The 18,839-nt window shown below is 66.5% G+C and carries 16 protein-coding genes and 1 tRNA gene; 3 read left to right on the top strand and 14 right to left on the bottom strand.

Annotation, left to right across the window (positions count from 1 at the left end; genetic code table 11):
• Window positions 1-60 precede the first annotated feature (60 nt).
• Both RJT37_RS03140 and RJT37_RS03135 read right to left on the bottom strand, forming a co-directional pair.
• Window positions 61-720, bottom strand: coding sequence for a metallophosphoesterase family protein (locus tag RJT37_RS03140; protein WP_313687724.1), 660 nt, complete (start codon window positions 718-720; stop codon window positions 61-63).
• A 186-nt stretch (window positions 721-906) separates the two neighbouring features.
• Window positions 907-1,488: an IMP cyclohydrolase gene (locus RJT37_RS03135; RefSeq protein WP_313687723.1), complete on the bottom strand. Its 582-nt coding sequence runs from the start codon at window positions 1,486-1,488 to the stop codon at window positions 907-909.
• Window positions 1,489-1,669: 181 nt separating this feature from the next.
• Between RJT37_RS03135 and RJT37_RS03130 the strand changes: the two genes are divergently transcribed.
• Window positions 1,670-1,742: transfer RNA gene (locus RJT37_RS03130), tRNA-Gln, on the top strand.
• Window positions 1,743-1,910: 168 nt separating this feature from the next.
• On the opposite strand, the gene RJT37_RS03125 is transcribed toward RJT37_RS03130, so the two are convergent.
• The 8 genes from RJT37_RS03125 to RJT37_RS03090 all read right to left on the bottom strand — a co-directional run bounded on the left by RJT37_RS03125 (window position 1,911) and on the right by RJT37_RS03090 (window position 11,835).
• The gene (locus RJT37_RS03125; RefSeq protein WP_313687722.1) at window positions 1,911-2,462 is read right to left on the bottom strand and encodes a hypothetical protein; all 552 of its coding nucleotides are present in this window, start codon (window positions 2,460-2,462) and stop codon (window positions 1,911-1,913) included.
• Window positions 2,463-2,890: 428 nt separating this feature from the next.
• A complete protein-coding gene (locus RJT37_RS03120) occupies window positions 2,891-3,844 on the bottom strand; it encodes a hypothetical protein (RefSeq protein WP_313687720.1) in 954 nt (317 codons plus the stop codon).
• Window positions 3,837-4,766: a signal peptidase I gene (locus tag RJT37_RS03115; RefSeq protein WP_313687718.1), complete on the bottom strand. Its 930-nt coding sequence runs from the start codon at window positions 4,764-4,766 to the stop codon at window positions 3,837-3,839. The genes RJT37_RS03120 and RJT37_RS03115 overlap by 8 nt, the downstream gene beginning before the upstream one ends.
• Window positions 4,763-6,046 (bottom strand): hypothetical protein, encoded by a 1,284-nt coding sequence (locus RJT37_RS03110; RefSeq protein ID WP_313687716.1) that lies wholly within the window; start codon window positions 6,044-6,046, stop codon window positions 4,763-4,765. Before RJT37_RS03110 ends, RJT37_RS03115 begins: the two co-directional genes overlap by 4 nt.
• Window positions 6,043-6,855: a hypothetical protein gene (locus tag RJT37_RS03105; RefSeq protein WP_313687714.1), complete on the bottom strand. Its 813-nt coding sequence runs from the start codon at window positions 6,853-6,855 to the stop codon at window positions 6,043-6,045. Before RJT37_RS03105 ends, RJT37_RS03110 begins: the two co-directional genes overlap by 4 nt.
• A gap of 230 nt (window positions 6,856-7,085) precedes the next feature.
• On the bottom strand, window positions 7,086-8,549 hold the full coding sequence (locus RJT37_RS03100; protein ID WP_313687712.1) for a vWA domain-containing protein: 1,464 nt from the start codon (window positions 8,547-8,549) through the stop codon (window positions 7,086-7,088).
• A 118-nt stretch (window positions 8,550-8,667) separates the two neighbouring features.
• Complete coding sequence (locus tag RJT37_RS03095; protein WP_313687710.1) at window positions 8,668-10,398, bottom strand: SipW-dependent-type signal peptide-containing protein; 1,731 nt, start codon at window positions 10,396-10,398, stop codon at window positions 8,668-8,670.
• A 96-nt stretch (window positions 10,399-10,494) separates the two neighbouring features.
• Entirely contained in the window at window positions 10,495-11,835 is a 1,341-nt protein-coding gene (locus tag RJT37_RS03090; RefSeq protein ID WP_313687708.1) for a choice-of-anchor W domain-containing protein, read from the bottom strand.
• 358 nt (window positions 11,836-12,193) lie between these two features.
• On the opposite strand from RJT37_RS03090, the gene RJT37_RS03085 reads away from it, so the two are divergent.
• Window positions 12,194-12,736, top strand: a complete 543-nt coding sequence (locus RJT37_RS03085) for a DUF7344 domain-containing protein (RefSeq protein WP_313687706.1) — start codon at window positions 12,194-12,196, stop codon at window positions 12,734-12,736.
• Between the two features lie 410 nt (window positions 12,737-13,146).
• On the opposite strand, the gene RJT37_RS03080 is transcribed toward RJT37_RS03085, so the two are convergent.
• A complete protein-coding gene (locus RJT37_RS03080) occupies window positions 13,147-13,935 on the bottom strand; it encodes a DUF8054 domain-containing protein (RefSeq protein ID WP_313687705.1) in 789 nt (262 codons plus the stop codon).
• 323 nt (window positions 13,936-14,258) lie between these two features.
• On the opposite strand from RJT37_RS03080, the gene RJT37_RS03075 reads away from it, so the two are divergent.
• Window positions 14,259-14,885 (top strand): DUF7344 domain-containing protein, encoded by a 627-nt coding sequence (locus RJT37_RS03075; protein ID WP_313687703.1) that lies wholly within the window; start codon window positions 14,259-14,261, stop codon window positions 14,883-14,885.
• A gap of 252 nt (window positions 14,886-15,137) precedes the next feature.
• Here the strand turns inward: RJT37_RS03075 and RJT37_RS03070 are convergent, their stop codons facing one another.
• The 3 genes from RJT37_RS03070 to RJT37_RS03060 all read right to left on the bottom strand — a co-directional run bounded on the left by RJT37_RS03070 (window position 15,138) and on the right by RJT37_RS03060 (window position 18,770).
• Complete coding sequence (locus RJT37_RS03070) at window positions 15,138-15,371, bottom strand: Sec-independent protein translocase subunit TatA/TatB (protein WP_313687701.1); 234 nt, start codon at window positions 15,369-15,371, stop codon at window positions 15,138-15,140.
• A 131-nt stretch (window positions 15,372-15,502) separates the two neighbouring features.
• Window positions 15,503-16,078 carry a KEOPS complex subunit Cgi121 gene (cgi121, locus tag RJT37_RS03065; protein WP_313687699.1) on the bottom strand — a complete coding sequence of 192 codons (576 nt, stop codon included), beginning with the start codon at window positions 16,076-16,078 and terminating at the stop codon, window positions 15,503-15,505.
• Window positions 16,079-16,112: 34 nt separating this feature from the next.
• Window positions 16,113-18,770: an ATP-dependent DNA helicase gene (locus RJT37_RS03060; RefSeq protein WP_313687697.1), complete on the bottom strand. Its 2,658-nt coding sequence runs from the start codon at window positions 18,768-18,770 to the stop codon at window positions 16,113-16,115.
• Window positions 18,771-18,839: the final 69 nt, after the last annotated feature.

Here is an 18,839-nt window from a genome sequence, read left to right as displayed (position 1 = left end):
CGGCTGGATGGCAACCGCCGCTCGTAACGAAGCCGTCGGAAAGGATGCGACAGAAGGGAGTCAGCGCCCCTCGTACAGCCGCTCGCCGATCCGGTCCGGCAGGTCCGCCTCTTTTACCGCTTCCATCACCGAGTCGATGTCGTAACCGACCCGCCGCTCCTCGACCGAGAGATCGTCGAGATCGACTAAGGCGTACGCCGCCCGCGGGTCGCTGTCCCGCGGCTGGCCGACGCTGCCGGGATTCATTACGATCCCCTCGTCGAAGATCTCGTGTCCCTGGACGTGGGTGTGACCCATCACGAGCACGTCCTCGTCGTCGAGCATCGACGGCGAGAACTCCTCGGGGTAGGTGTACCGGTCCGGATCGTCCGGGTGGCCGTGGACCAGTTTCAGGCGGCCGTCGAGGACCGTTCGCGCGTCGGGCAGGTCCGCCAGCCACGCGACGGCGTCGTCGTCGAGTTGGTCTCGGGCGTGTTCGACGCCCGCGGCGGCCATCGAATTGAAGCGGAAGGCCGTCCCCGAGGAGACCGCGCGGTCGTGATTGCCCATCACAGTCGGAATCTCTCGTTTGCGCACGGCAGCGACGCACTCGGCCGGCCAGGGGTTGTAGCCGACGACGTCGCCGGCACAGACGACGGCGTCGACGTCGGGGAGATCATCGAGGACAGCGTCGAAGGCGACTTTGTTCGAGTGAATGTCGGAGATGACGGCGACCTGCATACGCGAGTGTTCGTGTACCGGAGCCAAAAGTCCCCGCGACTTCGCGCCTGCGTCGGGCGGGATCGACCGGGGATCGAACCGGCCGCTCGACCGCCGGTCCGTCCCGCGATTCCCGTGAACCGGGTGTCGTACTCCGCTCGTCTCGTCCCGTCGAGCGCCGCCACCGTTGGCGACGCTCGCTCCCGCTCACTCGCCGTTGTGGAAGCCGACGGCGATGTCGCCGTCTTCGTAGGTGACGCCCGCAGCGCAGACCGCGTGTTCGTACGGCAGTTCGTAGGCGTCGCGGGCGAGGTCGTCGGGATCGGCCGCTGCGCTTCCGGCGAAGTCGATGGCAGTGGGCTCGTTTTCCTCGTAGGTGGCCACGAGCGTCGGTTCGTCGACGGCCTCGACGAGGATGGCGTCTCGGCGGACGATCCCGACGAACGACTCCTCGCCGACAACGCCCGCGACGCGCGGGGTGTCGTAGTCGTCCTTCTCGTAGTCGAGCGCGAGCAGCGCCCCCGCGAGTGCGTCCCGCGCCGGATAGCCGAGGTCGAGTTTCTCCGCGATCGGATCGACGTGCGAGCCGTTGCCGACGACGACGCCGTCGCCGCCCTCGCGGACGCAGTTGTAGGAGACGTAGGGGTTGTCGTTCTCGGGCGCGTCGGGCGTCGGCGCGACCGTCAGCGTGCCCTCGCGGGCGACGATCTGTCGGTTGGGAAACGAGCGGGAGGAGACGCGGTAGGCGCCGAAGTCGGGTGCGACGACGACGAACCGTCCGATGTACATACACGAAAGGTCGCCCGGAACGAACTAAATAGGTAGTGGATCGGGGACGGATACGGCCGCGCCGTCGGCGCTGGTGGCAGTATAGCCCCACGGACGGCACACCAGCACCGACTTCGCAACACTCATATGGAGCGACAGGCAACGAACGTCCACGTAGTCGGCAGGCGGCGTCGACGACGGCAGTCCCATGGGGTAGCGGCCAATCCTGAAGCCTTCTGGGGGCTTCGACCCAGGTTCGAATCCTGGTGGGACTATAGTAGCGTTAGCGAGTCTTCACTCACACGATCGCACGCGGTCGTGCGATCGGATGTGCAATCAGTTGCAAACGCTACGATACTTCTCACAACCCGATACGCCCGGAGCGACTGCGCTGATTTCTGCTACGCCCGATTGCTGGAGCACCTGACGTGCCGGTTCGACGTTCAGTTCGAGCTCAGGTCGACGATGTGGGCGCAGTCGTCGTTCGTACACTGGTAGGTCCCGTCGCCGAGTTCCTCGAACTGCGGCGAGAGAAAGGAGCCGGATTCCTTGCACCGGGGACACCGCTCCGGCGGCGAGAATTCGTCGCTGGAGTCCGATCCGAAGTCGAACCCGAAGTTGTTCTCGATGAAGTTCTCGACGAGTTCCTCCTGGCGTTCGGCCTGCCGGCGGTTCCGCGTCCGCTCTCTCGTGCGTGCGCCCTCCGCGGACACCTGCCGGTCGAGCTTCTCGTAGAAGTCCCCCTCCGAGAGGTCCTTGTTCGAGAGCACCACGTCGCCGGTGTCGTCGATGGTGACGGTCGCGTACGAACCGCCGGCGAGGGCGCTCGCGACTGCGCCGAGAAACCCTGAGGATTCCGGACAGACTTCGAGGCCGACGCGCGTCCCGGCGTCTGTCGTGGTCATCGAGACCGCCTCCACCTCGACGTCGTCCCGATACAGCGTGTTCTCGACGTAGTCTGTGGCGATCTGTCTGAGACGCTGCTCGGTTGGCATTTTGTCGGACTTATCAGCTCGAGGAAAAATATATTTTGGATATAGTATCTTCTGTGACATTTTCTTTCTGATGACCAACGACGCTACTCGTTCGAACACCAGCGGCACGGGGGTGTCGACGTTGGCGGCAGTCCGCTGCGGTCGCTGCCAGTCCCGATATGCCGGACAGACGACGGTCACGGGTCTCTCAACCCGTCGTGACGACTCTTATGTGACCGTCCCTGCGGGAGTTTGAACCCCTCTGTACGCAGGTTTGAAACGGGAGATGAACCCGGGGTTGTCGCAAAGCACTCAAAAGAATCTGAGAATGCTCCAAACGAACATCACCAAACCCAAGGCGTAGCCAACGACAACGAGTGTGTTCCGTCGCGGCGCGTCGGGAGCGGTCCCGGGAAGACGTATCGGGACTCGTCCGGCCCGCACGGTCATCAGCCCTCGTCCGAGGCATCCGGGACCGACGTGTCTGAGGAGCTGTCGTCGATGGCGTTATCCGGACCGTCGCCGGAGTCACTCTCCGGCTCCGAAGCACTGCTGTCGGTCGCTTCCGATTCGGATTCGGTCTCGTCGTCGGACTCGGAGGACTGTTCGGTGTCGTCCGGCTCCGTCGGGACCGCTGAACCATCATCAGAGTCTGCAGTTCCAACATCGGAATCGTCCGGATCGGAACTCTCTGCCGACCCCGACTCCGCAGACGTGGAGTCACTGTCCACCGTCCCAGTCTCCTCGTCGGCTGTTCCGCTCTCCTCGTCCGACGACGTGCTCTCGTCGTCTGCCGTCCCAGTCTCCTCGTCGGCTGTTCCGCTCTCCTCGTCCGACGACGTGCTCTCGTCGTCTGCCGTCCCAGTCTCCTCGTCGGCTGTTCCGCTCTCCTCGTCCGGCGACGTGCTCTCGTCGTCTGCCGTTCCGGTTCCGTCGTCGGAGGCCTGAGTCTCGTTGTCAACCGTCCCGTTCACTCCGACCGCTGGCTGATCTTCGGTCCCGGAGAGCGGTGCTTCCGTTGTTCCCTTCTCGGGGAGCGTCTCGTTGTCGCTTGCCGTCCCGTTTTCGGCGGCCGGGCCGACGTTGCCGGTCGACTGGTTCCCGGTCGGGATCACGCGATCGGCGAGAGTCCCGTTTCGATCCGTGGCGTTGTCGGCGAGGCCCTCCTCCTCTGATTGGGGCGCGTTCGCGGCATTCGCTACCACGAACCCGTCGGAGCCGTCCAGTTTCGCCGGCTCCTCACCGGCCGTGACTGCATCGGGGCTCGGCACATCGGCGCTAAAACCGACGGAAACTGACTCCTCGTCCGACAACAAGGCGACGGACAGTCCGCCGGCGAAGCCGACAGTCGTCGAGGCGAACAGCACGAGCAGCGCACAGACGACCGCGAGTGTCTTACTCATCGCCCACCTCCACGTCGCCGCGCCCATCTGTGAGCGCCAGGGGCGGGGGAGTGCCAGCGGCAGACTTGGTTGCCCGCCACGCCGCCACCGTCACCGATCCGGCGAATAGCAGGCCGAGCAGTCCACCTGTGAGCGCCCCCACGGAGACGGGGTCCGGGGCCGCTGCGACGGTGAACTCACGGTACACATTCCACCCTGCGTAGGCTAACAGTGCCGCCATCGCCAGGAGCGTGAGTTTCAGATCAACGGCGGCAACCGCGACGGTTTCGGCCGACTGCGGCGCAGTAGCTTCGCCGACGGTTCCGGCGGTTGCTCCGGCGTCCGAAACGACCTCGCTGGCGTCTGAACTGGACACCTCGACGGCTTCGTCGGGGGCGTCAGCGCCCGAATCGGACCGTGCAGTCTCCGGGCCGGTCGTGGTCGCTTCGGGCTCTCGACGTGCCCACGCGAACAGTTCGCTGATGCCGAAAAGCACCAACGGAGCGACGACGAGGGTAACGTATCCGACGGGGGTGTTCACCCACAGGATGACGTGGCCGACCAGCGGGATCACGAGGATGGTCCGCCCGATGATTGCCCCGGGGCCGACAAGGCCCGCGTCGGCATTCTCGTTGGCGTCGCCCTTCGTTTCGTATCCGCCGTCGACGACGCCGACGACGCGGTGGGTCGTCGGGACGGTGTCCGCGCCGGTCCGGTAGGTGATCACGTCACCGACCTCGACGGGGCCGGAGGCGTCGACGATCACGACATCACCGGGCGACAGCGCCGGCTCCATACTCCCGGAGAGCACGACGAACCCGTCGTCGGCCCCGACGACCTGCGGGACGGCGAACACGACGAACGGCGAGATCGCCGCGAGCAGGACGAGCGTCACGAGCAACTGGCCGGCGCTCGGCAGCGACAGCGTCGGGAGTTGGATCATTGCTCACCTCCGGGCGAAGCCGTCGACGGACCGCCGTGACCGGCGGGGTCGCCGTCGGAGCCGTCGGGGTCGGTGGCACCGCGGCCACCCGGTCCGTCTTCGTCCCCGCTCGGTTCGCCCTCGTCTCTGTCAGCATCGTCGTCCTCGCTCGGGCCGCCGGGGCCGTCGTTCGTGAGAGAGGGGTCGGTACAGCCGGGACAGTCCGCCTCCGACTGGGTCGTGCAGACGCAGACCGTGACGTGGCTGATCGCTTTCCCGTCGGGCGCGTAGACGAGTCCGTCGGCGTCGCTGCCGGGCAGGCCAGCGGTGTCGGCAGTCGTTCCGTCGTCGCGGTCGTACTGCTCGAACCCCTGGCCGCCCTTGACGGCCACCGTGCAGAGGCTCGGGACGGCGTCGCCAGCGAGATGCACGAGCCGGAAGGCGACGCCGACGGTCTCGGTGCCGGCGTCTTTGTCCGCGGTGTCGTAGATCTCGAGCCCGTAGTCGGTGTCGCCCTCGGTGAACGCGTAGGTCCCGGGCTCGACGGAGCTGTCGTCGATCCCGTCCTGGATGCCGGAGTCGAGTTCCAGCTTGCCGAGCGTCCGGCAACACGTACAGGGGTCGCCGGGGAGACACGGTGCCGTATCGCGGCTGGCGAAGGGGTTCTCCGGCGTGGTGTTGCGGCACTGGACCGCCGCGAACCACAGCGGGAACTCGACCGTTTCGGTCCCCACGTACCCGGCGAGTTCGTACTCGACGAGCAGACAGACTTCATCCACCAGGCAGTCGGGCTCGGCGGTCGTCGGATCGCCGTCGATGCGGCGTCCGTCACGGAGGTCGTCGGCGACCGCACGGAGCGGACCGCTGACGATCCGGGAGCCCGGGGTCCCCGACTCGCAGTCGGCGTACGACACCGTGACCCGGAACGCCTCTCCCAGCCCCGTCGCCTCGGGCACGGGGCAGTCGGTCGCGAGCCACAGCGCCGCGGGGTTGTTGACGGCGTCGCCCCCCTGCGGGAGCGCGAACGTGAGAAGCATACTCCCCGCGCCGTCGTCGGGGCCGAGCGAATCGACCGGGAGCGTGACGCGCGGGCCGTCGATGGTACCGCTGCTGTCGGGGCCGTCCGCGCCGGGACCGGTCAGGAGGTCGTACTCGACGACCAGATCGACGGTGCCGGCCGTGATCGACGCGCGGGTCCGCTCGGCGTCTCTGAACACCGCGGCGGTTCCGGTGCCCGCGAGTGCGCCTGTGCCACCGGCCGCGGCCAGCGCTGCCAGCACGCGGCGTCGGCTCAGAATCATTGCTCTGTCCCCCCGACGACGAAGGGGCTGTCGCCGTCGCAGGCGCCGCCGGCGAACGCGAACTCGAAGCCGAGGGAGTCCCCCTGTGCTTGGTTCCCCGTCTCGGCCGGGAGCTCCCAGCGGAGCGCGACGCACCGCAACGATCCCGGTGGAATACAATCCAGCGCGAGTAGCCCCTCGGCGTCGCCGGCGTCGGCTGTCGGCGCGAACGCCTCGGCGAAGGGGGCGGGAGCGACCAGCGGCGATTCGAGCGTCTCGTCGAACTCCTTGGTGCCGTTGCAGCTCCCCAGCGGCGACCCGTCGAGCCACATCTCGACGACGGCGTCATCGTCGAGCTCCCCGTCGTCCTCGGTCGTGTCTCCGGCGGCCCGTTCGGGGCCGTTCACGCCGTTTTCGCTGTCCTCTGTCAGCGACGCGCGGAACCACACGTCGAGCGCTTCCGCATCGCTACCGTCGACTACTTCCAGGCCGACGACCAGCGTACCCGTGTCTCCGGGGAGGACGTTCCCCACGGAGAGGACTGGGCCGCTCACGTCGGTCACGAAAGTCGCCTCATCAACGTACGCGGGCCCGCTATCGGGATCGAGCGTCGTTTCGAGAGTATCGTTCGTTCCGGCGTGGTTCGCGACGAAGCCGCCGTTGTATTTTTCGTACCAGGCGATACGGAGCCGCCGGTCGTCCGTGTCATCCTCCGGTGCGGCATAGGTGTACTGGGAGAAGCGGGGCGTGTGCCGACGGAGGGAGAACCCCCCGACGCCGAGCGCGCCGGCGCCGATTCCCGTCAACAGTTCCCGACGTGTGAGTGTCATTGTCAGTTGTCCCGGATACGCCGGGTCGGTCGGTGGATCGGGCATCCGATCCGTGTTCAGTAGGGCGATACGACAGCGGAGGTCATAGGTATGGATCGAGTTCACGACCGATACGACGCCCGTACTCCGCGATATGGCGTCGTTACCGGGCCGACCGTCTGGACCGAGTGGCCGACTGCGATGGTGGGGTGCGCGCCCGAAATCGACGGTGACAACCGCCGGTGTCGGTATCAGTTGTCGGTAGCGGTGGAGTTCGCGAACGGCGTCTCGTTGTGCCGCGACTGTTCGACCTCGAAGCCGAAGTCGAAGGCGACGGAGTCGGACTGCACCTCGTTGCCGACCTCGAAGGGGAGTTCCCACTCGAAGCCGATACACTGGGTCGTCGCGCCGGGGTACGGCTGGACGCCCCCCTCCTGCCGGTTTCCGTCGAGGAGCACGCCCTCCGAGAGCTGGGCGAACACTTCGGCCATCGTCCCCTCCGCGATCTTCTGTTCGCCGTCGAGGACGATCTGGGCGATCTCCGCGTAGACGGTGTCCAGATCCGCGGGGTCCGGCGCGACGAACGCGTCGTCCGGGTTGGAAGCGATGTCGTTCGCGAGGAACGACTCGTCCGCGCCGCTCCCGAGTGCGATCGTGAAGATACGGATCCCGTCGATCTTCGCGGCGTCGGCAGCATCTTCCGCGCCCTCCTCGTCGTTCGGCGATCCGTCCGAGAGCAGGATCATAACCTTCGACGCGCCGGGCGTGGCGTTGGTACCGTTGAGGAGTTCGTCCTCGGCGGTCTGGATCCCGTCCGTCATGTCGGTGGTGCCGCCGGCGGAGTAGTCGTTGATCGCGTCCTTGACGTCCTGGTAGACCGTCGTGAGTTCCTGATCGAGCGACGCGCTGCTGCTGAACGAGATCGCGGCCGCCTCGTCGGGCGACGAGAGGTTGTCGACGAAATTCGTTGCAGCCGTCTGGAGGTCGTCGATCTCTCCGGACATCGAGCCGGAGACGTCGGAGACCAGCGCGACTTCCAGTTCGTTCTGTTGGCCCGTGCCGGTCGGCTCGAAGACGTTGTCGCAGTCCTCGTCGTACCAGACGCAGACCTCGATCGCGTCGGCGAGTTCGCCGATTCCGTCGGTGTCCTCACCCTCGGCGTCGAATTCGGGCTCGGTCTGGCCGTTCTCGGCGTTACCGGTGATGTCGCCCACCATCCGGAGGTAGCCGGGGTTGTCGCAGATGTGGATGCTCACCGTGACTTCCCCGGAGTCGCCGGGCTTCACGTCTGAGAGGGTGAACATCGGGATCCCGTCGCCGTTGACGAGGTACTCGTCGGCCTCGGGGCTGCAGAAGTCGAACTGCTCGCCCTGGACGAGATCCTCCCACGCCTGCATATCGGCTGGCGAGGGAGCTTGGCCGAGGAGGTACCGGCCCGTCGATTCGTCGTCTTCGATGATCTCCTCGGCGTCGGGGTAGTCCATCGCTCTGACCGCGTCGATCCGCCCCGGGCCGCCGAAGTAGGTCGCTTTGTAGTCGAGTTTCAGGTCGAGCGTCCCGGCCTGGAGCCTGTTGTCAACGAACTCCTCCTCGTCGGAGAAGAACGCGCTGGTGCCGAGACCGGTCCCTGCGGAGGCGATGCCGACCGCTCCGAGGCCCGCGAGAAGGCGGCGCCGGGAGAGGTTGTACAGTGGTAGTTCGTCGTCTTGTGTCATTGTTGCGTTTTGTCTAGATCGTCTGTTGTCGATTCTCGTTTCCCAGCCACTGTGGATGGAAAGGACCCACCGGGGGAGTCGAACCCCCGTTATCGCCGGCGTGGGTCGGGATCAGGGATCAGGCGGCCACCTCCGGCCCGGAGCCGTCGTTGTGGCGCTCCTGCTCGGTGTAGAAGCCGAGGTCGAAGCCGAGCGTGTCGCCCTGAACCTCGTTGCCGATCTCGAACGGAAGCTCCCACGACAGCGCGACGCAGTGCATCACGCCGTCGCCGCGGAACGCCTCGCGGTCGGGGTCAGTGGGATCGTCGTTTAGTTCGTCGTAGAGCGTCGCGCGGTTGCCGTCGAGTGGGACGCCGTTGCCGTCGGCCAGAGCGGCCAAGACGTTGTCCAGCGTGTCCTGCATAATGACCTTCTCGGCGACCGTCTGCGCTGCGAGGTTCCCGAACACGCTCGGGATGTCGAGGGGGTCGTCGACGTCGTTGAAGAACGCCGGGTCGCCGCCCGACTCGCCGGCCGCGCCGGCCATCGCCAGGAGCGTGCTGGCACTGCCGTTGACGTTGATCGTGTAGACGTCGGTCGCGGGGCTCGGCGAGGCCGCCCGCGCGTCGTCCGCGGCGCCGGTCGGCGAGGAGAACTGTGTGCTCCCGGTTCCGTTGAACGACTCGCCGTCCGAGAGGACGATATTGCGCTTTTCGGCGCCGCTGCGCCCGTTGCTCGCGAGTTCGTCCTGGGCGTCGTCGACGCCCTCGCCGATGTAGGTGCCCGTCGCGATCGAGTCCGCGTTCGAGAACGGGTCCGGGTCGCCGTCGCCGTCGGCGGGATCGCTCACGTTCGGGTCGTCCCCGACGTTGTCGTTGGGGCCACCGGCGACGACGTTCGCGAGTTTCTGCCGGAGCCCGGAGAGCGCGCCGTCGACGACCGAGAGGTCCGTCGTCATCGGCTGGAGGATGCCGGTCCGGGGCTCGTCGTCATCACTGCCCTCGCCGTCGAAGTACGCGACGCCGACGTTGACGTCCGCGTTCTGCGACTGCAGGTAGTCGAGGAACTGGCGGGTCCCGAGTTCGACGAGGTCGATCTTCGTCGTCTCGGCGTAGGTGTTCCCGTTGACCTGGATCTCGTCGTTGCTGACGACGCCGCCGTACTGGTCGTAGAGCATCGACCCGGAGAAGTCCAGTGTCAGCATAATGTCGACGGGGTCTGCGCCGTCGTAGACGTTGTCACAGTCCTCGTCGTACCAGAGCCGCGCGTTGATGGCGCCCGCGAGGTCGGGGAGGTTGTCGGAGTCGACCGCCATCTCGGGCTCGGTGTGAACGCCGCCGGACTCGGAGACGTTGTCGGCCTGCATCCAGAGGTAGCCGGGGTTGTCACAGAGGTGTAGCGAGAAGGTGATCTCGCCGGAGTCGCCCGGTTTCACGTCGGTGAACTGCACGAGTGTGTCCATCTCCTCGCCGGTGACGGGATCGACGCCGAACTCCGCCTCCGACAGCGGGGGGATGTTCTCGCAGTTCAGCACCGGGATGTTCGCGCCGTTGCTGTCGTCGTCCTCCTCGTCCGGGTAGTCGCTGTACTTGGCGACTTCGCCGTCGATTTCGACCGACTGTTCGCCGTCGCCGTCGTGATCGGGGTGGGCGCTGACGAAGGTGTGGCCGTCGCCGAAGTCGTAGGTCTGCTGCCAGTCGACGAGCAGGTCGAGTTCACCGGCGACGATCGAGTTGTCGACGAACTCCTCCTCGTCGGAGAAGAACGCGCTCGTGCCGAGGCCGGTGCCCGCGGAGGCGAGCCCGACCGCACCGAGGCCGGCGAGCATCTTGCGGCGTGAGAGGGTGTACAGTTTGGGGTCGTTGGTCATTGTTGTGGGTTGTTGATTGGGTTCGTGTGGTAGTGGATCGTGATGTGTGTTCGATGCGGAGGACGTCTCCACCGAGGAGGGCCGGTCAGCGGGTGATCACTCGACGCTGATGTCGAATGCGACGCCCTCCTCGCTGCCGGGGTAGTCGCCCTGGACGTCGACGGTCACGTCACCGCTGATGGTGAACGGGTTCGCCACGTCCGCGGCGTCGGTGTCGAACACGAGGTACGTGACCTCGCGGTCGGAACCGTCGTCGTCGTTACTGGCCGAGATCGCGTCGGGACCGCTGAGGGTGACCGGGGTGCCGTCCAGGTCCAGCGCCAGGTTCGCGACGCTGACGGTGGCCTCGTCGGCCTTGGTCGTGATCGCGAGCTTCCCGCTGGGCGCGGTGATCCCGCTCCCGACGCTTACGCCGTCGAGGGTGAACGAGGCGTTCCCGCTACCGTCGTAGACGTAGCTGAACGGGACCGTGTCGCCGGGCGTCCAGACGTAGTTGGCCGTGTCGGCGCTCCCGACGTCGGGGCCGACGGCGACTTCCCACGAGCCCGAGGGACCGTTGTTGCCGTAGCGGCCGCGGGCGAAGGAGGTCTCCTGTTCGGTGGCGAACTCCTGCTGCTTGGCGAAGCCCTCGCCCGTCCGGGTAGTGACCGTCGGTGTGCAGGGGTTCGTCGTGCCGTCATTGTGGCGGGCCTGCAGCGCGTGGAACTCCAGCGCCATCGTCAGCGAGTCCGACTGGATCTCGTTGCCGACCTCGAAGGGGACCTCCCAGTAGAGGCACAGGCACGAGCCGGTGATGTAGTCGGGATCAGCTTCGACGACCTCGTCGTACGGGGACTGGTCGCCGGGGGCGAGCCCGGCGACGCCGTCGCCGTCGAGCGCCGCGCCGTTGGCGATGGCCGCGAACACGTCGACGAGGGATCCGGAGACGATCTCCTCGCCCTCGATCAGTTCCTCGCCGTCGACGTCGCAGTAGGAGAGCCGCGCATCGATGCTGTCGCCGAGTTCGCCGAAGTCCGGCGTGTCGTCGACCGCGCTCTCGGGCTCGTTCATACCGTTCTCGTCCTGCGAGATGTCACCGCACGCCCACACGTAGGCGGGGTTGTCCACGATCTCGAAACAGAACTCGACGTGGCCGGAGTCGCCCGGCTTCACGTCCCCGAGGTCGTAGAACATCCCGGCGGGGTCGCCATCCTGGGTTCCCATCGCGGTGTCGGCCATATTCTCGACTGCGCCGCCGCTGTCGTAGCTGGCCTCGTACTGGACGCGGAGGTCGAGCGTCCCCGCTGTCAGCGTGTTGTTCTCGAAGCTCTCCTCGTCGCTGAAGTACGCGGAGGTACCGAGACCGGCTCCTGCGGAGGCGAAGCCGACGGCACCGAGGCCGGCGAGCATCTTGCGGCGCGAGAGGCTGTACAGTTGGGAGTTGTTGTCGTTTGTCATTGGTTTGTCCTCCCGTCGGACCGTGAGACCGTCACTGGTCGTTTCGGGACAGCCTACCCCACAGCTCGGGGGGTATTACCTATGCGCCGATTCAGGCGTTAGAGCCCCTGAATCGCCGTTTTATAGGGCCTCGTTGCCTGATTCGACCGCTGGATACGAGGTCCGTACCGCCGTGTACTGTGTCTGTACCGGAACAGGTGTGCGTCCATACCGGTGTGATCCGGTATGCATACCAGTTGGTCCAGTGGACGTACCGGTTTGGGACGGTTCGTTCGGGGTTCTGTACGGTGAGCGTGCCGCATGGCGCCGAACGGCAGTCGACCCATAGCTATCCCCGGCGATCGCCTCTGAGAATCTGATGTTCCAGCGGTCCGTACTCCCGGAAGCGGAGGTGTATCACGTACTGAGTAACGCCCGCCGGCGCGAGGCGCTCGCCGAGTTGTGGACCCACCCGGAAGCGCTCTCGCTGCGTGAGCTCTCCGAGCGGATCGCTACGACCGAGTCCGGCCAGAGCCCCGCACCGCGGGCGCACCGCGAGAGCGTCTACAACGCGCTCCACCAGACGCATCTCCCGAAGATGGCCGATCTCGGGCTCGTCGTGTACGATCCCGACAGAAAGTTGGTGTCTGTGTGTCCGCAAGCGGGGCATCTCGGCCGCTATATGGATGTCACTACGCGTGCAGGCGTGACCTGGGGAGAGTACTACCGCGCGCTCGGCGTCGTGGGGCTGTTTGCCACGGTCGCGTCGCTCGCTTCGATCCCCGGCTTCGCCGCCGTCGATCCGCTCGTCCCCTCGACGGCGTTCCTCGTGCTCTTCGCCCTCTCGACGACCTACCAGCTTGCGGCCGCGCGACTCGGTGCGCGCGGGCGAGTCACGCGGGCCTGGGACCGCCTGTTCTGAGCGTGTTGGCCGTCCCACGTTGAATATTCTCGGGGTGAGGGTGCGAGCGACTGCACAGACGGCCGTCCGACAGGACGACTTGTTGCTTCCCCGTTCGGTCGAGAGACAGTATCGGGAGCGTTTGAGGAGACGACAGCGGGCTCCGTCGCTCGGGAGCCAACCGGGACCGCTCCGGGAGCGAGTATACGAACACGTCCGAGATCGCCGAAAGATATAGTAGCGTTTGCAATTCTTCTCTCATCCGATCGCCCGCTGTCTGGCGATCGGATGGGCAATCAGTTGCAAACGCTACTATAGTTCGGAACGCCCGGACGTGCTGTCCGTACCCCCTTAGCGAAGACGCGGCAGAAATGCCAGTTTCGTCGCTCAGAAAGTCGATTCCCCGTTTCCTCGGCACGCCGTATCGTCGGTCACTCCGCGGCAGCGACGGTCCGCGCGTCGGTCTCGAAAAGCCGGGCATCGCAGTCGACACAGGTGGCTGCGACGACTTCGTACTCGCGGCAGCAGGAGCGCACCGTCTCGGTCCCGAGTCGGATGTCACCCGCACAGAGTGGGCAGATTTCGAGACAGGCGCGGACCGCAGAGAGCGTCCGGCCGCGGGCGGCGTCCGGCACCGACACCCAATCGCCGGTCCACTCCGAGAGCGCCCGGTGGGCGGCGAGGTCGGCGACGAACGCGGCCCGCGACTCCCACTGACCGAGTACCGAACCGTCGACCAGGACGCGCCACGACGTACCGCTGGCGACGAACGACACGCGGTCGGGGTCGACAGCGAGCAGGTCGGATGCGACCGCGGTCATCGCCGCCTCGCTGTCGAGGGCGAATGCGGCCGTCTCGAAGCTGTGCTCGAAGTTCGATGCGAGTACGACGTCGTCGCCGTCGTCCACCACGACTCCGGACCGGTCGAGAAACGAAACTACGTCGAAGTCGACAGCTCCGGAAGCTCCCGGAGCGTCGACCTTCCCGAACCACGCGAGTACCCGGTCGGGGAGGTATCGTCTCGTGAGTTCGGGCGTCCCGGGGACGAGGTAGCCGCGAACGTAGATGCTCGCGAACGCCACAGCAGCGACGACGGTGGCGACTGGGGGCGAGACGAGCGCCACCACACCGGCGAGCGCCGCTGCGAGGGCGAGGTTGACGGCGGTGCAGGGGAGACACCGGTTGGCACCAGTGTACTCCGGGCGGCGAATGCGTGTCATAAACGATATCGGAGACTGTCGGATCATCTCTGTCTCCGATAGGGCCAGCAAAACGCATAGGTATGATCGGCATATCCGCCACGAGGACCTCATCCTGTCTGCTGTGCGTCTGTGAAGGATTTCGCGACCCCCGGAGGCGCCAATAGGATCAGTCGCGCGTCTTTGCTCACCGGTCACACAGTCCTGCGATCGAGTGTGCGATCAGTTGCGAACGCTACAGCATCTTGCAACAGCCGACAGTATGATCCCGCCAGGCTACCCTGGGTAAGACTACCATATTCCACGGTAGGTAGATTCATATCCACAACCATCAATAGAGTAATATGAATGGTTGGGGTCAAATATCGAAGCCGAAAGAGACCGGCGAGAACACGGACTCCCCGGACGACGGTGAACTGTCTCGGGAGACGGTTTTCAAGACGCTGGGCAGTCGGCGGCGTCGGTACGTGCTCCATTACCTGACGCAGGTAGACGGCCCAGTGACGGTCCGCGACCTCTCCGAGCAGATCGCGGCGTGGGAACACCATATCGAGCGGCGGGTGGTGACACCGAAACAGCGAAAACGGGTGTATACCGCGCTGCACCAGACACACCTCCCGACGATGGATCGACTCGGCGTCATCGAGTACGACAAAGACCGGGGGACGGTCGCGGTCACTGACCACGTTCAGACGTTCGAGGTCTACCTCGACGTGGTGCCACAGGACGACATCCCGTGGAGTCAGTTCTACCTCATATTGGGGAGCGTCCTGTCGGTTCTGGTCGTGGTCGCGGCGCTCGGATTTCCCCCGTTCTCGTACGTGGGTGGGTTCGGATACGCGGTGTTCGTCGCCGTATCGTTCACAGCCGCTGGCGTCATCCACACGATCCGCGACCGGCGGACACTCATCGGAAGCACCGCGGTGCCGCCGGAGATCGAACCGCCGCAGGAGCTCGCAGAATATCCCTGAGACGGGTGAGTGATCCCCGCGCTGAAGCGCGAGGCCTTCTCCTCGCTTCTCGATAAACACGCATCCGGGAGCGACAGCGGGCGATCGGTCGCAGAATCAACTGGAGGAGTGAGACTGTGGGAGAAAATCGGTGTCGGTTCCGAGTGGCGCCTTTCGGCTACCTCGTGTCGATGCAGACTGTCGGACTCCCCGTTGCAGATGACTTGTCAAAAAAGGCCGAAGAGAGTTTGTACGGACGTATTTCAGGGAGTATCAGACGCGTTCGGCCGACTCCACGTCGGTGCGGTCCGGCGTCGCCTCGGCGGCCTCTCTGATGTCGTCTTCGATCTGGTCACGTCCCCGCTTGAATTCACCCATCGCCTGCCCGGAAGAGCGAGCGAGTTTCGGGAGTTTGTCTGCGCCGAAGAGCAGCACGACGAGGAGGAGTATAACGAGCATTTCCGGACCGCCTGGGATTCCGATGAACGCCGGTAAGAGTGTGTCCATACCGCCAGGAAGGGCAGGGACGGAGATAACTATGGCGACCCTACCGACTCGCCGTCTGCACTGCAATCCCGTCCGAGGGAGACTCCCGGAGATGCCATCCCGGGGGGCGCAATCGAAACGGCGGATCCGGTTCACTTCTCGACGACGAGCAACGCCACCCGTTCGAGGACCAGCGACGCCAGATCGCCGTCGACGACGGCGAGTTCGGCGCCGTCGATATCGTAGTACTCGCGGACGCGCTCGGGGTCGTACTCCCCGAGTGTCGGCTCGACACTATCGAGGACGCGCGATCGAATCGCGTCAGCTGCGGCCGCCTCCGCGGTGTCCGGATCCATCGGCTCCGTTCTGTCGCCGCTACCGGCTCCCTCGGGCTCGTCGCCCGATGCAGACGATCCTCCGCTCGGGGCGTCGACGAGGACGACGACGCGGTTCTCACCGGCGGAGACGCCGAGTTCGAGCGCGTCGCTGATCTGCCGGCGGCCGGCGGCGTACAGCAGGATCTCGACCGCCCGGTCGCGGGCGACGTTCTCGCCGCGTTCGATGGCTCTGTCGGCCAACTCGACGGCGCGTTCGAGGTGGCGTTCGCTCACGACGTACCGGGCGTCGAACGCCTGGATCGTCGCGCCGGTCTCGGCGGCGATCTCGCCGATCGTCGCGACGAACGCGTCGACGTCGTCGACGGCCACCGTGCCCTCGACGAGCCTCATTCGGGTTCACCTCCATCGCCCGACGCTCTCGCTCTCACCCGAAATCACCCAGGCTGGCCTGTTCTTCGGGGTCGGACTCGCCACCTTCGTGCTCTCGCCCCTCCGGGCCGGTGGAGATCTCTGTGGTCGACGCCGACTCTCCGCCGCCGTCGGCCTCGGAGACCTCGTCCATCGACGGGTCCTGCCGCCCGACGTTCTCTAAGATGTTCTCGGCGGTCTTGCGACGGCCCCGGAGCGCCCGGAGGATCACGGATTTGTCCGCCTCGCGGAGTTCCGCGCGCGTCTCAATGCCCGCCTCGTAGAGCCGCCGGGCGCGCTTCCGACCGACGCCGCGGATTCCCGCGAGATCCAGGAGTTCCTCGCGAACGCCGTACTCGACGCGCTTTTTCGCCTCGCGGACGGGCACGACCGGCAGGCCGAGTTCGCCGGCGAGTTGCTCTGCGGCCCCCAGCAGCCACTCGGCGGTCTCGACTTTCCCGCGGATGTCGCCCGGGCCGACGCCGTACCGCTCGGTGATCCGGTCCTCGTCGACCTCGTTGGTCCAGTCCTCCAGGAGCTTCGCCGTCTTCAGCGCCGAGAGCCACTCCTCGAAGCGGACGTCCTCGTACTCGGAGGGCGTCCGGCCGAGCAGTTCCGATTCGCGCTCGTAACACACCTCGGTGTACGTCTCGCGGTCACCGGATTTGAGGTACAGCTGGTACATATCCGGCGTCCGGGAAACGAGATGAAAGAGGCCGAGCGCGGTCGGGTAGGTGGGTTCGTCAGTCGGCGCTGACTCTGCCCCGTCGGACGTCTCCGCCTCGTCGCCGACCGGTTTCGTCTCCGGTCTCGCGTCGCCGTCGGGCGTCGACGACGCCAACTCGCTGGCGCGCTGGAAGCCGGGCGCATCTCCATCCGGGCCGTCGCGGTCGACCTGCCCAGCGGCGGGCGACCCGCTGCCGTCCCCGTCTGCGTCGCCGCCCGCGAGCGCGCGGATCATCTCCCCCCGGTTCGATTCGGCCCACTCCAGGCCGTCGATGATCTCCGCGGCGGTCATCGGATCGAGGTAGAGCCGCGAGACCGTGTGTCCGATACTCGTCGCCGTCAGCGACCCGTCCTCGCGCTCGAGGAATCCGTTGCGGTCGAGATACGCGAGGACGTCGTCGGCGACCGTCTCCAGCCGACCGGACTCGTCGGTCTGGGTGGCGTACAGGGTCCGATCGAGGAAGTCGAGCAGCCCCGAGCGGGTGTGGGCGAACCCGGAGGCGACGGTCGCGAGGACGTGCGTCCGGAGCGCCGGCTCGGCGGCCAGTTTCGAGCGGATCGGCTCCGGGTCCGCCCAGATGTATCGCTCGAACAGTTCATCGCGCGTGTCGGCGTCCTTCGCCAGCAGCACGGCCTCGCCGTAGGGGTCGAGACCCGGCCGGCCGGCGCGGCCCATCATCTGGTGGATTTCGAGGACGTCGAGCGGTTTCATCCCGCCGAACTCGCCGTCGTAGCGCCGCCAGTCCCGGACGATCACCCGGCGGCTGGGCGTGTTGACGCCGGCCGCGAGCGTCGGCGTCGCCGAGATACACTTGACGAGGCGGTCCCGAAACGCGTCCTCGACGAGCGAGCGGTGCTCGGCGGCCAGGCCGGCGTGGTGGAACGCCGCCCCCTTCGCGACGCAGTCGGCGAGGGTGTCGCTGGTTTCGGCGTCCGAGACGTCCCGGATCTCTGCGGCGAGTTCCGCGAGTTGCCCGCGCTCGTCGTCGGTGAGGTGCCGCTCGGTGACGTCGCGCAGTCGCTTGGCCGCCGCCTCGGCGTTCCGCCGGGAGTTCACGAAGACGAGCGAGGAGCCCTGGTCGGTGGCCGAGACCGTTTCGGTGGAGTCGGCATCGCGTGCGTCCCCGCTTGCAGAGTCGTCTCCGTCTGCAGAGTCGTCCCCGTCGAGCGCATCGTCCACGAGCGCGGCCGTGGGTCGCCCGCCGGACTCGACCCGGACCTCGCGTTGACTGCCGTCGTCGAACGTGATCGCGTTGCCGTAGTGGACGCCCGTCCGGAGGTCGATCGGCCGCCACGCCGATTCGATCAGTTCGGCGTCGAGCCACTCGGCGATGACATCGGCGTTGCCGACGGTCGCCGAGAGCGCCACGACCTGCAGTCCGGGGTTGAGCGTGCGGAGTTTCCCGAGCGTCACTTCGAGCGTGGGGCCGCGGCCCGCGTCGTCGACCAGGTGAACCTCGTCGGCGACGACGCAGGAGAGGTCGTCGATCCACGCCGCGCCGTTGCGGATCAGGGAGTCGACCTTCTCGGAGGTGGCGACGATGATGTCCTGCGAGGCCAGCCACTCGCCGTCGGCGTCGTAGTTGCCCGTCGAGACGCCCACGTCGAAGCCGTACGCCTCCCAGCGCTCGAATTCCGCTTTCTTCTCGGAGGCGAGCGCCCGCAGCGGGACGATGTAGAGGGCCTTGCCGCCGGAAGAACCGCCCGGCGGTTCTTCCGAGCCGTCCGAGCGCGGCTCGGAGACCCCGCGGGCGACGCTCGACAGCATCGCCAGTTCCGCGATTAGCGTCTTCCCCGAGGCGGTCGGGACCGCGGCGACGAGACTCTCGCCGCGGGTGACCCCGGCCTCGACGGCGGCCGTCTGCGGCGGATAGAGCTCCTCGATTCCCTCCTCACGCAGGTGGTCGGAGACATCGGCGGGCAGTTCGGGCACCTCCTCCGGTTCCATTACGGCCGGCTACGCCGTGCTCGGATTTAAACGGTCGGAGAGTAGCCGAGTTGTTCGGCGCGAGTTCGA

The organism is Halobellus marinus (genome assembly GCF_032113415.1).
GTDB classification, from domain to species: Archaea; Halobacteriota; Halobacteria; order Halobacteriales; family Haloferacaceae; genus Haloquadratum; species Haloquadratum marinus.
Note: the sequence above shows the minus strand (reverse complement) of the source record. Positions and strands in the feature narration are given on the sequence as shown.

Coding starts and splice junctions, on each gene's coding strand:
- RJT37_RS03120 (WP_313687720.1), bottom strand. CDS start 3,844: ATGAGTAAGACACTCGCGGTCGTCTGTGCGCTGCTCGTGCTGTTCGCC.
- RJT37_RS03060 (WP_313687697.1), bottom strand. CDS start 18,770: ATGGAACCGGAGGAGGTGCCCGAACTGCCCGCCGATGTCTCCGACCAC.
- RJT37_RS03140 (WP_313687724.1), bottom strand. CDS start 720: ATGCAGGTCGCCGTCATCTCCGACATTCACTCGAACAAAGTCGCCTTC.
- cgi121 (WP_313687699.1), bottom strand. CDS start 16,078: ATGAGGCTCGTCGAGGGCACGGTGGCCGTCGACGACGTCGACGCGTTC.
- RJT37_RS03090 (WP_313687708.1), bottom strand. CDS start 11,835: ATGACAAACGACAACAACTCCCAACTGTACAGCCTCTCGCGCCGCAAG.
- RJT37_RS03070 (WP_313687701.1), bottom strand. CDS start 15,371: ATGGACACACTCTTACCGGCGTTCATCGGAATCCCAGGCGGTCCGGAA.
- RJT37_RS03095 (WP_313687710.1), bottom strand. CDS start 10,398: ATGACCAACGACCCCAAACTGTACACCCTCTCACGCCGCAAGATGCTC.
- RJT37_RS03105 (WP_313687714.1), bottom strand. CDS start 6,855: ATGACACTCACACGTCGGGAACTGTTGACGGGAATCGGCGCCGGCGCG.
- RJT37_RS03115 (WP_313687718.1), bottom strand. CDS start 4,766: ATGATCCAACTCCCGACGCTGTCGCTGCCGAGCGCCGGCCAGTTGCTC.
- RJT37_RS03080 (WP_313687705.1), bottom strand. CDS start 13,935: ATGACACGCATTCGCCGCCCGGAGTACACTGGTGCCAACCGGTGTCTC.
- RJT37_RS03135 (WP_313687723.1), bottom strand. CDS start 1,488: ATGTACATCGGACGGTTCGTCGTCGTCGCACCCGACTTCGGCGCCTAC.
- RJT37_RS03110 (WP_313687716.1), bottom strand. CDS start 6,046: ATGATTCTGAGCCGACGCCGCGTGCTGGCAGCGCTGGCCGCGGCCGGT.
- RJT37_RS03075 (WP_313687703.1), top strand. CDS start 14,259: ATGAATGGTTGGGGTCAAATATCGAAGCCGAAAGAGACCGGCGAGAAC.
- RJT37_RS03125 (WP_313687722.1), bottom strand. CDS start 2,462: ATGCCAACCGAGCAGCGTCTCAGACAGATCGCCACAGACTACGTCGAG.
- RJT37_RS03085 (WP_313687706.1), top strand. CDS start 12,194: ATGTTCCAGCGGTCCGTACTCCCGGAAGCGGAGGTGTATCACGTACTG.
- RJT37_RS03100 (WP_313687712.1), bottom strand. CDS start 8,549: ATGACACAAGACGACGAACTACCACTGTACAACCTCTCCCGGCGCCGC.